Origin of the sequence: Micromonospora sp. NPDC007208 (genome assembly GCF_042869175.1) — a bacterium.
In the GTDB taxonomy this organism is placed as follows: domain Bacteria; phylum Actinomycetota; class Actinomycetes; order Mycobacteriales; family Micromonosporaceae; genus Micromonospora; species Micromonospora foliorum.
Map to the genome: position 1 here is coordinate 770,119 of NZ_JBIAFG010000001.1, position 13,181 is coordinate 783,299.

The window sequence follows — 13,181 nt, forward strand, 5'->3', positions numbered from 1 at the left end:
GGCACCGTAGGCAGGCCGCGTTCCCCGTCTTGTCGATTTGGCCCTTTTGTCAGCCTTCTGGGTGAACCCTCAGCGCTCGGTGACGAAGCCGCAGAGCCGCACCCGGCGCACCGCCCGGTCGGCGACCTCCACCACCTGCAGGGTCAGCCCCGGCAGACGCACCGTCTCACCCGGGGAGTCCGGCAGGTGCCGCAACCGGGCCAGCACCAGACCAGCCACCGTGGTGTAGTCCCGGGACAACGGGAAGCTCAGCCGCACCCCCAGGTCGGGCAGGTCGTGCAGCGGGAAGTCACCGGGCACCAGCAGGGACCCGTCCGGCTCCCGCACCACCCCGCGCACGTCCCGGTCGGTCTCGTCGTACAACTCGCCGACCACCTCGGCCAGCAGATCCTCCATGGTGACCATGCCGTCTATGCCCCCGTGCTCGTCGACGACCAGGGCCAGTTGCTGGTGCTCCTGCCGCAGCTGACGCATCGCGTCGGCGACCGGCAGGGTCACCGGCAGCAGCAGCGGCGCCCGGACCCGCTCGCCTACCGAGGCGGTGCCGGCCCGCACCAGGTCGCGGATGTGCACCACACCGAGCACCTCGTCCAGGCCGCCGGGACCGGTGACCGGAGCGCGGGACCGCCCGGCGGCGGCCAACTGTCGGACCGCCTCGTCGGCGGCCAGGCCGGCCGGCAGCGTGGTCACCTCTCGTCGGGCCACCAGGATCTCCCGCAGCGTCCGGCCGGCGATGTCGAACGCGCCGGTCAGGATCTCCCGCTGCTGGGCCGACAGGCCGCGCTGGCTGGTCAGCATCTCCCGCAGCTCCTCCTCGGTCATCTCCTCCCGGTTGGCCCGCGGGTCACCACCGGCGAGCCGCACGACCGCGTCGGTGGCCCGGCTGAGCAGCCACACCGCCGGCCGGGACACCCGGGCCAGCAGGTCCAGCGGGCCGGCGCTCAGCAACGCCCAACGCTCGGCACGCTGCATGGCCAGCCGTTTCGGGGCCAACTCCCCCAGCACCAGCGTGACGAACGTCAGCAGCACCGTCACCAGCACCACCGCGGCGGGACGCGCCGCCCCGCCGAGGAAACCCAACGGACCGACCAGCGGACCGGCCAACGACACCGCCGCCGCCGCCGAGGCGAGGAACCCCGCCAGGGTGATGCCGAGCTGGATCGTGGCCAGGTAGCGGTTCGGGTCGCGGGACAGCTGCACCAACCGGTCGCCGGCACGGCTGCGCCGGCCCAGCCGCCGCAACTGCCCCTCGCGCAGGGTCACCAGCGCCATCTCGCTGCCGGAGAGCGCGGCGTTGACCAGCACCAGTACGGCCACCAACGCCAACTGCCCGAGCTGACCGCCCATCGCGTACCCCCGTCCGCCGCCTGAGGTCACTCAACCGCAGCGAGGCCTGCTCCGGGCCCGGTTTGCGACCGCGCCCCGCTCAGTCGACCTCCAGGTCGTCCAGCGAGATGGCGTGGGTCATCAACCACCGGGCCAGCGCCGACATCCCGAACAGCCACAGCGGCACCGACTCGGTGGGTCCGTTCGTGGCGTAGATGGCGAAGCGCAGGTCCGGCGCGCGGTACGCCTCGATCCGCCACCGGTGCTGCCGGTCCCGCCAGACCGCCGAAGGGTCCATGGCGTCACCGTAGGTGACCGCCGCCGACCCGGGGGCCGGTTGGCCCGGCACCACCGTCGTTCCCCGCAACGGCAGTGGCGCTCAGGTGACGACGATCCGGGCGTCGTCGGGCAGCCGGCGGGTCGCGCCCCGCCGGTCCAGCAGCTCCAGCAGGGGCACCGCCACCCGGCGGGTGGTGTCCAACGCCTGCCGGGCAGCGGAGAGGGTGAACGGCTGCGGCAGCCCGGCCAACACCCGGACCGCGTCGTCGAGCGCGTCCGGCAGCAGCACCACGTTGTCGGCCAGCCGCAGCAGCGCGCCGGCGCGCACCGCGGCGCCGATCTCCCGGGGACCCAGACCGAGGTCGACGAGGCGGTCCGCCTCGGGGGCCCGGAACGGCCGGTCGCCGTACTCCGCGCGGACCCGCTGCACGGCCCGGGCCACCGGTTCGGGCAGCGCGTCGGCGCTCGCCGCCCCGACCCGACCGGCGTGGATCCGCAGCGGTGGCCGGACCAGCGCCTCGACCAGCGCCCGGTCGGGCAGGGCGAGGCGCTGACGCAGGGCGTCCACCGGCATCCCGGGCTCCAACGGGTGCTCCCGCGCGTGCCGGGCGACCTCATCGGTCAGCCGCTCGCCGAGCCACCGCCAGTGCGCGGGGTCGGCCAGCCAGTCACCGGCCACCGGCTCGGCGTGCACCGGCACACCCATCCGGACCAACGCGCCCGCCCGGACCAGCCGGCGACGACGCAGCTCCCCCGCCAGGTCGGGTCGACCGTCCAGCTCGGCGAGAACCTGCGCGCGGGCGGCGGCCGCACCCCGTCGGGCCAGCGGTGGCGGCGCCACGTCCAGCACCCGCACCCCGCCGCTGACGTGGTGGCGGCCCGGGTCGCGCAGCAGCGCCCGGTCACCCACCAGCAACGGCAGCGGGCGGGCCAACCGCAGCCGGACCGTGTCCGGGCCGAGCGGGCGCACCCGTACCGGCACCGCCGCCGACCCGACGTGCAGGGTGAGGGTGGCCGGCAGGTCGCCGGCCGGGTCGCCGGCGAGCCGGACGTCGACGAGGTCGGTGTGGTGGAACCGGCCCGGGGTCAACAACGCGTCGCCCCGGCCGAGCCGGTCGCGGGGCGTACCGCGCAGGTTGACCGCCACCCGGGCGACCGCCGCCGCCTCCGGACGGGCCTCGCCCAGGGAGTGCAGGCCACGGACCTTGACCGGTTCGTCGGCGCCGGCCAGCTCCAACTCGTCGCCCACCCGCAGCCGGCCGGCGCCGAGGGTGCCGGTGACGACCGTGCCGCTGCCCCGCACGGTGAAGCTGCGGTCCACCCACAGCCGGACCGGGTCGTCCACCACCGGCGCGGGCAGGTGGGCGGCGAGCCGGTCCAGGGCGGCACGCAACTCCGGCAGGCCGGCGCCGGTCAGGCCACTGACCGCCACCGCCGGCACCGCACCGAGGCTGGTCGCGGCGATCTCGGCGCGGGCCTGGGCCGTCGCCGGTCCCGGGTCGGCCAGGTCCGAGCGGGTCACCGCCAGCAGGCCGTACGCGACACCGAGCGCGTCGAGCGCGGCCAGGTGCTCGGCGGACTGCGGCATCCAGCCCTCGTCGGCGGCCACCACGATCAGCGCCGCCGGGACCGGACCGACCCCGGCGAGCATGTTCGGCACGAACCGCTCGTGCCCGGGTACGTCGACGAACGCGACGGTGCCACCGGACGGCAGCGTCGTCCAGGCGAAACCCAGGTCGATGGTCATCCCCCGGCGGCGTTCCTCGGCCCACCGGTCGGGTTCCATCCCGGTCAACGCCCGGACCAGTGTCGACTTGCCGTGGTCGACGTGCCCGGCGGTCGCGACGACGAACACGCTCAGTCGTCCCCGGGTACGCGCAGCACGGCCGCGCGGACGGCCTCGTCGGCGTCGGCGGGCACACAGCGCAGGTCGAGCAGGAGCCGACCGCGCACCACCCGACCGAGAACCGGCGGGTCTCCGACGCGCAGCGGCGCCGCGTACCGCTCGGGCAGGCTCAACGCCCACGAGTCCAACTCCACCCCGGGGGCGCCGCCCCCGCCGACCACCGCGACGGCCGGCACCACCTCCGCCTTGCGGCCGTCCGCGCCGAGCCGGTCCCGTAGCCGCTCCACCCGTTCCCGCAGGGCACCCGGGTCGGCGTGCAGCGCCACCCGGGTCGGGGTGTCCGGTTGGCGCAGCGTCGCGGCCAGCGCGGCCAGGGTGAGCTTGTCCACCCGCAGCGCCCGGGCCAACGGGTGACGGCGCAACCGGTCGATCATGTCGACGTCGCCCAGCAGCAGCCCGGCCTGCGGCCCACCGAGCAGCTTGTCGCCGCTGGCCGTGACGAGGGTGGCACCGGCGCGCAGGGTGCTGGCCGCGTCCGGTTCGTCGGGCAGCAGCGGGTCCGCGCCGAGCAGCCCGGAGCCGATGTCCGCGACCACCGGCACCCCGAGCGTGGCCAGTTGCCGTACCCCGACGGCGGAGGTGAAGCCGGTGACCCGGAAGTTCGACGGGTGGACCTTGAGCACGAAGCCGGTCTGCGGGCCGAGCGCGGCGGCGTAGTCCGCGAGGGTGGTGCGGTTGGTGGTGCCCACCTCGCGCAACCGCGCGCCGGTGCTCTCCAGCAGGTCGGGTAGGCGGAAACCGTCGCCGATCTCGACCAGCTCGCCCCGGCTGACCACGATCTCCCGACCGGCGGCCAACGCGGTGGCGGCCAGCACCAACGCGGCAGCGCCGTTGTTGACCACGTGCACCGCGCCCGCGTCGGGCACGGCGGCAGCCAGCGCGTCGAGCGCGCCCCGGCCGCGGCGGGCCCGCCGGCCGGTGGCCAGGTCCAACTCGACGTCGGTGTGCCCGGCGGCGGCCACCACCGCGGCGACCGCCGCGGACGACAACGGCGCCCGCCCCAGGTTGGTGTGCAGCACGACACCGGTGGCGTTGAGTACCACCCGGGGGCCCGGGGTGGGCAGCGCGGCGACAGCCGCGTCGCGTACCTCGTCGGGGTCGAGCTCACCGCGGCGGGCGCGGTCCTGCGCGTGGGAGACGACCGCCTTGACCTGCTCCCGGCCGAGGGTCGCGGCGGCGGCGACCAGCACCGGGTCGGCGAGCAGCGTGTCCGTACGGGGCACCCGGCGTCGCGGGTCCACCGGGCCGTCGCCCATCACGTCATCTCCTGCAAGCGGTGTGGCGGAGACGGACGGGAATCGAACCCGCCTGGCCCGGGTCCCGGACCACTCCGGTTTTGAAGACCGGGAGGGGCACCAGCCGCCTGAACGCCTCCACCGGACATTCGATCACACCGCGGGCGGGGCCGCCCGATCAGCTGGAAGATCCATGCCTGTTCGCCGGGCTTCGACCCGTTCGCGCTGGGGCACCACCGTGTACCGGGGGTCGCGGGCCGAGGCGACGCCGCCGTAGAAGATGCCGAACCGGGTCAGCACCGACGAGGCCAGCAGCGCGGTCCCGGAGAGCACCCCGACCACCCGGCTGCGCCGGCCCAACAGAGCGCCCGCGACCCCGCCGACGGTCAGCAGCCGCGCGGCGCGCAGCAACCGACCCGGCCGGCCCAACCGGTAGGGCTCGCCGAGCAGGCCGAGTCGGGTCTCCACCCGGTGCGTGCCGTACAGCTCCAGGGCCGCGCCGGCCACCGCCATCCGGCGGGCCGGCCCGGCCTGGGCCGGCGGCGCGGCGAGCAGACCCACGCCGGCGCCGCTGGCCAGCGCGCTGCCCGCGAAGATCACCGGCAACTCGGGGTACGCCTCATGCCACGACGGCACGGCCGTGTCCGCCAGCAACACCCCGGTGTACGTGGCCAGCGCCGGCGCGGTGCCGGCCGCGAGCAGCCCGGCGGCGTGCCCGATCGGCGGCAACGCCCGGCCGGCCAGCCCGAGCAGACCGTGCCGGGGCAACACACCGGCCACCTCGGCGATCGCGGCGACGCCCGCCGCCGGCCCGTACGCGGTGAGGATCCAGGTGCCCATCGACATCGGCGAGGTCGGCTTGGCCACCCGGAGCATGTGGTGGAACCGCGCCGGCCGGCCCAGGTCCTTCACCAGGAAGACGGCGCTGGCGCTGATGGCGGCCAACGCGGTGACCCGACCGGCGCGCCGCAGCGCCGGCCGCCCGGTGAGCTGCCCGCCCGCGGCGAGCAGCGACGAGCCGGCGGCCAGCCCGCCGGTGAACAGGTACGCGGCGATGTCCCACTTCCAGACCGGCCCCTTCAGGACCGGCCGACCGTAGTAGGACGTGAACTCGGCCTCCGGCACCCGCAGTTCCTCGCCACCGCCGCCGCGCCGCCTGCGCCGGCGGCCGGAGGTTTCGGCGCTCCGCCGCGTCGTCAGGTCGCCCCGGCGACCGCTGGCGGCCTCGTCGCCGCCGGCGGCCTCTGTATCGCTCGCGGCCGCTGCACCGCTCGCGGCGCTCGGTCGCTCTTCGCTCACCTGTGGTCGGTGGCTGCCCTCGGCGGCGAGCCGGTCCCGAAAGCGGCGGAACCGGTCGCCCACGGGGCCCGGTGGGGTCATGAGGAACCTCCGACGAACGCGGCGACGGTCGCCGCCGCCATGGCGAGCGCGGCGAGGCCGGCACGCTTCCACATCTTCGGCAGGTCCCGGGTGGTCACCACCGGGTCGGGTGGCAGCCCGTACACCTCGGGCTCGTCCAGGAGCAGGAAGAACGCCCCGTCACCGCCGACGCCGTCGTTCGGGTCGTGCCCGTACAGGCGCGCCTCGGGAACACCCCGGTCGTGCAGCGTCGCCACCCGGGCGGCCGCGCGTTCGCGCAACTCCTCCAGGGGCCCGTACTGGATCGACTCCGTCGGACACGCCTGCGCACACGCCGGCGTCATGCCCGCACCCAAACGGTCGTAGCAGAGCGTGCACTTCCACGCCCGCCCGTCGTCCTTACGTTGGTCGATCACCCCGTACGGACACGCCGAGATGCAGTACCCACACCCGTTGCAGATGTCCTCCTGCACCACCACCGTGCCGAACTCCGTGCGGAACAACGAACCCGTCGGACACACGTCCAGACACGCGGCATGCGTGCAGTGCTTACACACGTCCGACATCATCAACCAGCGGAAATCCGTACGCTCCTCGACGCCGGTGCCCCGGCCCGGCGGCTGCGCCCCCGGCATCCCGAGGAACTGCGGCCCCGCGTCCACTGGCCGGTCAGCCCTGGCGTCGACCGGCCGATGCGGGCCGGCGTCGACAGGCGCGCCGAGGACGTCCGCCGGCGAGGCGCCGTGCCCGGCCGAACGCGGCTGCTCGATAAACGCCACGTGCCGCCACGAGTTCGCGGTCAACGCGCCGGTGTTGTCGTACGACATGCCGAGCAGGTCCAGGCCGCTCTCCGGCACGCCGTTCCACTCCTTGCAGGCCACCTCACAGGCCTTGCAGCCGATGCAGACGCTGGTGTCGGTGAAGAACCCCATCCGCGGCGGGGCGTCCTCGTAACCGGCGTCGGGCGCTGGGTCCAACGGCCCGTACAGGCTGTTCGGGTTAGGAATCACCGTGCTCCTTCCCCGTGTCGTCGGTGGTCACGGCCGGGGCATTCTGGCCCGGGGTGATGCCGGCGCGCCGCTGGTAGTCGGCCACCAGGTCGAGCAACGCCGGCCCGGTGGGACGGCGGCCCGGCCGCACGTCGCAGGTGCCGACCTTGCTCTCCTGGATCAGCACGTTCGGGTCCAGGCTGATGCCGAACAGGTCGTTGGCCGAGTCACCGGTCACCAGCCCCTCAAAACCGAAGTGGTACGGCAACCACACCTGGTGGATGATCCGACCGTCCACCCGCAGCGGAGTGAGCCGGTCGGTCACCAGCACCTTCGCCTCGATCACCGCGCGACCACTGACCATGTGCGCCCAACCCAGATGCGTCAGCCCGACCTCACCGGCCAGGTCCGGGGACACCTCGACGAACATCTCCGGTTGCAACTCGGCCAGCGGTGACACCGTCCGGCTCATCCCGCCGGCGGTGTGGTGCTCGGTGAGCCGGCTGACCGTGAACACGTACGGGAACACCTGGGCGTGCTCCTGCGGCGGGCTCGGGTTCACCGAGTTCACCGGGTGCGCGTACATCTTGCGGGTCGGGTTGGCCTGCTGACCGTAGAGCGGGTTACGCACCGGAGACTCCACCGGCTCGTAGTGCGTCGGCAGCGGGCCGTCCAGGACACCACTGGGCGCGTACAGCCAGCCCTTGCCGTCGCCCTGCATGACGAACGGGTCGTCGCCCGCGATGCCCTCCGTCCCCGACGCGCCGGGTGGCGGCCGGTACGACGGCGGCTTGGTCTTCTCGAAGTCCGGCACGTCGTACCCGGTCCACTCGGCCTGTTCCGCGTCCCACCACACGTAACGCTTGCGCTCACTCCACGGGTTGCCGTCCGGGTCCGCGGAGGCACGGTTGTAGAGGATGCGCCGGTTCGCCGGCCACGCCCAACCCCACTCGGCGGCCACCCAGTCCTGCTCGTGCCGCGACTTGCGCCGGGCCGCCTGGTTCACCCCGTCCGCGTACACCCCGCTGTAGATCCAACAACCGATCGCTGTGGAGCCGTCCGCGCGGGCGTCGGCGAAACCGGACAGCGGGCGGCCGGTCGCCACGTCGTACCCGTTGATCTCCCGCAGGACCGCCTCGGCGCTCGGCTCGACGTTCGGGCCGTGCGTGGGGTAGTCCCAGGTGAGGTCGAGCAGCGCCCGGTCGCGCGGCAGCGGCGAGTCGGCCAGCTTCTCCCGCAGTTTGCGGCCCAGGTGATAGAAGAACCACAGCTCGGAGCGGGCGTCGCCCGGCGGTTCGACCGCCTTCTCCCGCCACTGCAACAACCGCTGCGTCTGGGTGAACGTGCCCTCCTTCTCCACATGCGACGCGGCGGGCAGGAAGAACACCTCCGTGCGGCACTCCTCGGGCACGATCTCCCCGGTGGCGACCTCGGGGCCGTTCTGCCAGAACGTCGCACTCTCGATCATGAACAGGTCCCGGACCACCAACCAGTCGAGGTTGGCCATCCCGAGCCGCTGCGCCCGACCGTGCGCCGAGCCGACCGCCGGGTTCTGCCCGAGCAGGAAGTACCCCTTGATCTTCCCGTCGATCATGTTGAGCACCTGCTGGTACGTGCCGTGGTCGCCGGTCAGCCGGGGCAGGTAGCCGTAGCAGAAGTCGTTCTCCGGCGTCGCCGCGTCACCCCAGTACGCCTTGAGCAGGCTGGCGCCGAACGACCGTGCGTTACCCCAGAACCCCTTCTGCCCCGGGTGGCGGATGCTGTCCACCCACTCGTCGAAGCTCGGGTGCTCGGCGTGGTGCGGCATCGGCAGATAGCCGGGCAACAGGTTGAACAACGTCGGGATGTCGGTCGACCCCTGGATGCTGGCGTGGCCACGAAGCGCCATCACCCCACCACCCGGTCGACCCATGTTGCCCAGCAACAGCTGGATGATCGCGCCGGTGCGGATGTACTGCACACCCACGCTGTGCTGCGTCCACCCGACCGAGTAGATCAGCATGCCGGTCCGGTCCCGGCCGGAGTTCGCCGTCCACGCCCGCGCCAACTCCAGGAACTGCGCCTGCGAAATGCCGCAGACCCGCTCCACCATTTCCGGGGTGTAGCGGGCGAAGTGTCGCTTAAGGATCTGGTAGACGCAGCGCGGGTGCTGCAACGTCTCGTCGCGCCGGGTCTGCCCGCCCACCGGCGCGCCGTGCGACTCGTGGGTCAACCCCGCGGCGCTGTCCCGCTCCTGGGCGGTGTGCCCACTGCCCGACGAACCCTCATGCCCCTCGTACTGCCAGCTGTCCTGCACGTACGTGCCGGTCTCCGGGTCGAAGCCGGAGAAGAACCCGTCGCCGTCCTCGGTGTCGCTGAACTGTTCGCTGACGATCGTCGCCGCGTTGGTGTACGCGAGCACGTACTCCCGGAAGTCCAGCTCGTTGTCGAGGATGTAGCGCACCACCCCACCGAGCAACGCGATGTCCGTGCCCGCCCGGATCGGCAGGTACTCATCCGCGACCGCACTGGTCCTGGTGAACCGCGGGTCGACATGGAAGACCTTCGCCCCCCGACGCTTGGCCTCCATCACCCACTGGAAACCCACCGGGTGCGCCTCAGCCATGTTCGAACCCTGGATGACGATCACGTCAGCGTTGGCGATGTCCTGCTGGAAATCCGTCGCACCGCCACGACCGAAGCTGGCCCCCAGACCGGGGACGGTGGCGGAGTGTCAAATACGCGCCTGGTTCTCGATCTGCAACGCCCCCATCGCGGTGAACAACTTCTTGATGAGGTAGTTCTCCTCGTTGTCCAGCGTCGCCCCACCCAGACTGGAGATACCCATCGTCCGGTTGAGCGGCCGGCCCTGCGAATCGACGTCCTCCCAGGTCTGCTCGCGGGCGGCGAGGATCCGGTCGGCGATCATGTCGACCGCGGTGTCGAGCTCCAGATCCTCCCACTGCGTCGAGTACGGCCGGCGGTAGCGGACCGTGGTCTGCCGCAACGGGCTGGTGACCAGGCTCTTACTCGCCGAACCCTTCGGGCAGAGCCGACCCCGCGAGATCGGGCTGTCCGGATCACCCTCGATCTGACTGACCTGCCCGTCCTTCACGAACACCCGCTGACCACAACCCACGGCGCAGTACGGGCAAACGGACCGGGCCACCGAATCGGCGGTGTCGGTGCGGGCGGTGAGCGCGCGAGAACCGTCGGACTTCGCCGCGGCACCCCGGCCCAGCGGGTCCGTGCCGGTGAGCTGACGGTAGACCGGCCAACCCTCGATAAAGGTCCGTAGACCCAACCCCGACACCCCCTCCCACGCGAGCGACCTACTGAACATAGGTCAAGCGAGACAGGTTCGCGAACCGGGGGCGCAGACAGCGCCGCCCCCGGCCGATGGGCCGGGGGCGGCGCTGGTGTCGGTGTGCAGGTCGCCTCTCGGCGAGTGGCACGAGCGGCTCCAGCCGAACGGTATTCCGCGAAGGCAATATTAAGTGAGGCCCGGGGACACTGAGTCACACCGACACTGTCCACAACCAGCCCGCCCCCCACGTTGTTCCCCGTCCCCGCCTTCCCACCCAGCCGGTCGCCGCCCGGCCGGCCCGCTATGTGGCGGGACGGCTCCACACCGACGCCCCGCCGTGGTGGCCGTGGTGGCGTGGTGCCGCACCGATGGCCACGGCCGCTCCACTCCCGCCGCACCGCCGGCTGGCGTCGGTGGCTGGCGTCGGTCGGTCGGTCGGTCGGTCGGTCGGTCCGTCGGTCGGTGGCATCAACGCCCCGCCGCACCACCGGTGGCGGCGGCCAGCCGGCCTCAACGTCCCGCCGCTCGCCCGGCCGTTCCGCCGGTGGGTTCCATCGCTGCACTGCCGCTCGCCGCACGATCACGACACCCGCCATCGCGCCGTGCTTCGGCCATGCCCCACGAGATCTTGGACAGTTTCCGTTCGCGCGGAACGGAAACTGTCCAAGATCTGCTGGCAGCCATCAACCGGACCGCGGCATCCACTGCCGGCGGGTGCCCGGCGTCGCGACGGTCCGCGACCAACGTGCCTGCCGCACACGGAAACGGAAGTGCCGCTGGCCGGCACCCCGGGTTGCGGGTGCCGGCCAGCGGTCGGTGTCGTGCTGGGTGGTGCGGTGGTGCTGCGTGCGGTGGTGCTGCGTGCTGTGGTCTTGCCGTGCGGTGGTGCTGTTGTGCGTTGTCTTGCCATGCGGTGGTGCGGGTCAGTGCGGGTCAGCTGTTCCAGTGCTGGCCAACCAGGTCGGTGGCCTGCTGCTCCCACTGGGCGTAGGCGTCCGGGTAGGCCGACACCTGCACCGTCTGCGCGGCGTCGGTCAACGGCATGTCCTGCCACCCGTCGACCTGCTTCAGACCCTTCAGGAACGCGGTGGTCGAGTACTCGGGGTCGGTGATCTGCTCCGGCGTACCCCAACCCGAGCTCGGGCGCTGCTGGAACAGGCCCAGCGAGTCGTGGTCGTTCATGTCACCGAGGTGACCCAGGTTCTCCAGCTTCGACTCCTGCAGGCTCGTCGCGATCGAGATCACCGCAGCCCGCTCCGGGAGACCGGCCTTCTTCGTCGCGGCGATGATCGCCTTGACGTTGGCGCTCTGCTCATCGTTCAGGGTGATGTGCGACTGGTCGCCCTGCGGCTTCGGCGCGTTGGTCTGCACCGCCACCGCGACCGGCTTGGCATCCACCGGGTTGGCGTGAGCGGCGATCGGACCGGCGAACACACCACCGGCGAACGCGAGACCAGCAACAGACAGCATGCTCTTACGGAAGATCGTGTTCATGAGGGGTAGCTCCTTCGGGGGTAGGACACCCCAACCGCCAGAGGGGGAACGGCGGCAAGGGTGTGAGCACCTCGTCCGGCGCTGCACAAACAAGGGAAAAAGTCTGGGGGGGTTGACGCCTACGGTGACTCGGCGTCTGCCGGCGACCTAGCGAGCGGGGGCTCGTGGCGCCGGGTCCCGGTGTAACGACCGGGGGGCCAGGGTCATTCCGGGGTTGGCCCATCCATCGGCACCCTCATCGAGGCGGTGCCCGTCGGTCGTTCGTGGGGACTGTAACGACCGGGCGGAGGCTGGCATTCCAACCTGCGCGACCCGCCCCGACGGGCGGGGTCGTGGGTCGGTGGTGCTGCGATCGTCAGGGTATGTAACGACCCCGGCCCGGCCATGATTCCGGCCCACGAGTGCACCCGGCCACACCCCACAAACACCCACCAACCGACAAACCGCCTACGCCCGCCGGGACCGACAGCGCCGAACCCGCCTCACCCGCGTGATCCACTCGGGTTCACGGAAGTCGGGGCATCCCGGACTGGCGGTTTCAAGCGGCTGTTGCGACCAGGTGTTTGTGGAGTACCTCGGCTGGATTCTGCCAGTCGAGGGTTTGGCGTGGTCGTTCGTTGAGTTCGCGGGCGACCGCGTCGAGGTCGTCCTGGGTCCAGGTGCGGAAGTCGGTGCTGGAACGGGGGAAGTACTGGCGTAGGAGGCCGTTGGTGTTTTCGTTGCTGCCGCGTTGCCAAGGGCTGTGGGGGTCGCAGAAGTAGACCTTGCAGTCGGTGGCCAGGGTGAAGACGGGGTGCTGGATCATTTCGATGCCCTGGTCCCAGGTCAGGGACTTGCGCAGTTCGGTTGGTAGGCGGCGCATGAGACCGGTGAGGGTGTCGATGACCCGTTCGCTGACCCGCGATTCGGGCAGAGCGCCGAGCATCACGTATCGGGTGGCGCGCTCGACCAGGGTGATGATCGCGCTGGCGCCTCGGGCGCCGATGACAAGGTCACCTTCCCAGTGCCCGGGCACGGCCCGGTCTTCGACCTCGGCCGGGCGAGTCGAGATGTGAAAGTCACGCACCCACGGGCGGCTTCCCCGCCCCGCGCTGGCCTGACGCGACTGCGGCCGCCGTAACGCCCGACCAGAGCGCAACGCGACCTGCCGCGCCAGCTCCTGACGCATCCCACCCCGGGCCTGGAAGTAGATCGCCTGGTAGATCGTCTCGCGTGACACCCACATCTCCGGTCGCTCAGGAAACTCCCGCCGCAGCGACCGGGCGATCTGCCACGGCGAGTGCCGCTGCGCCAGACGATCCTTGACC

Annotated in this window: 9 protein-coding genes and 1 tRNA gene; all 10 read right to left on the reverse strand. The window is 72.2% G+C overall.

Translation table 11 applies throughout. The features are described from left to right. Positions 1 to 69: 69 nt before the first annotated feature. Positions 70 to 1,347 carry a hemolysin family protein gene (locus ACFYL6_RS03410; protein WP_387166781.1) on the reverse strand — a complete coding sequence of 426 codons (1,278 nt, stop codon included), beginning with the start codon at positions 1,345 to 1,347 and terminating at the stop codon, positions 70 to 72. A gap of 79 nt (positions 1,348 to 1,426) precedes the next feature. Continuing rightward, the gene (locus ACFYL6_RS03415; protein ID WP_030327722.1) at positions 1,427 to 1,624 is read right to left on the reverse strand and encodes a hypothetical protein; all 198 of its coding nucleotides are present in this window, start codon (positions 1,622 to 1,624) and stop codon (positions 1,427 to 1,429) included. An 81-nt stretch (positions 1,625 to 1,705) separates the two neighbouring features. Continuing rightward, on the reverse strand, positions 1,706 to 3,460 hold the full coding sequence (selB, locus tag ACFYL6_RS03420) for a selenocysteine-specific translation elongation factor (RefSeq protein ID WP_387166784.1): 1,755 nt from the start codon (positions 3,458 to 3,460) through the stop codon (positions 1,706 to 1,708). A 2-nt stretch (positions 3,461 to 3,462) separates the two neighbouring features. Next, on the reverse strand, positions 3,463 to 4,767 hold the full coding sequence (gene selA / locus ACFYL6_RS03425) for an L-seryl-tRNA(Sec) selenium transferase (RefSeq protein WP_387166787.1): 1,305 nt from the start codon (positions 4,765 to 4,767) through the stop codon (positions 3,463 to 3,465). Between the two features lie 23 nt (positions 4,768 to 4,790). Then, positions 4,791 to 4,886 (reverse strand) — tRNA-Sec (locus ACFYL6_RS03430). Between the two features lie 13 nt (positions 4,887 to 4,899). Next, positions 4,900 to 6,126 carry an NrfD/PsrC family molybdoenzyme membrane anchor subunit gene (nrfD, locus tag ACFYL6_RS03435; protein WP_387166790.1) on the reverse strand — a complete coding sequence of 409 codons (1,227 nt, stop codon included), beginning with the start codon at positions 6,124 to 6,126 and terminating at the stop codon, positions 4,900 to 4,902. After that, positions 6,123 to 7,112, reverse strand: a complete 990-nt coding sequence (locus ACFYL6_RS03440) for a 4Fe-4S dicluster domain-containing protein (RefSeq protein WP_387166863.1) — start codon at positions 7,110 to 7,112, stop codon at positions 6,123 to 6,125. The genes nrfD and ACFYL6_RS03440 overlap by 4 nt, the downstream gene beginning before the upstream one ends. Next, a complete protein-coding gene (gene fdh / locus ACFYL6_RS03445; protein ID WP_387166793.1) occupies positions 7,105 to 10,377 on the reverse strand; it encodes a formate dehydrogenase in 3,273 nt (1,090 codons plus the stop codon). Before fdh ends, ACFYL6_RS03440 begins: the two co-directional genes overlap by 8 nt. A gap of 936 nt (positions 10,378 to 11,313) precedes the next feature. Next, positions 11,314 to 11,874, reverse strand: coding sequence for a hypothetical protein (locus ACFYL6_RS03450; RefSeq protein WP_387166796.1), 561 nt, complete (start codon positions 11,872 to 11,874; stop codon positions 11,314 to 11,316). A gap of 538 nt (positions 11,875 to 12,412) precedes the next feature. Continuing rightward, positions 12,413 to 13,181 (reverse strand): IS30 family transposase (locus ACFYL6_RS03455; RefSeq protein WP_387166799.1); only part of this gene is annotated, 769 nt, incomplete at its 5' end.

Excerpts from the sequence above, each read along its gene's own strand:
- selA (WP_387166787.1), bottom strand. The coding sequence starts at position 4,767 with ATGGGCGACGGCCCGGTGGACCCGCGACGCCGGGTGCCCCGTACGGAC.
- ACFYL6_RS03450 (WP_387166796.1), bottom strand. The coding sequence starts at position 11,874 with ATGAACACGATCTTCCGTAAGAGCATGCTGTCTGTTGCTGGTCTCGCG.
- nrfD (WP_387166790.1), bottom strand. The coding sequence starts at position 6,126 with ATGACCCCACCGGGCCCCGTGGGCGACCGGTTCCGCCGCTTTCGGGAC.
- ACFYL6_RS03415 (WP_030327722.1), bottom strand. The coding sequence starts at position 1,624 with ATGGACCCTTCGGCGGTCTGGCGGGACCGGCAGCACCGGTGGCGGATC.
- ACFYL6_RS03410 (WP_387166781.1), bottom strand. The coding sequence starts at position 1,347 with ATGGGCGGTCAGCTCGGGCAGTTGGCGTTGGTGGCCGTACTGGTGCTG.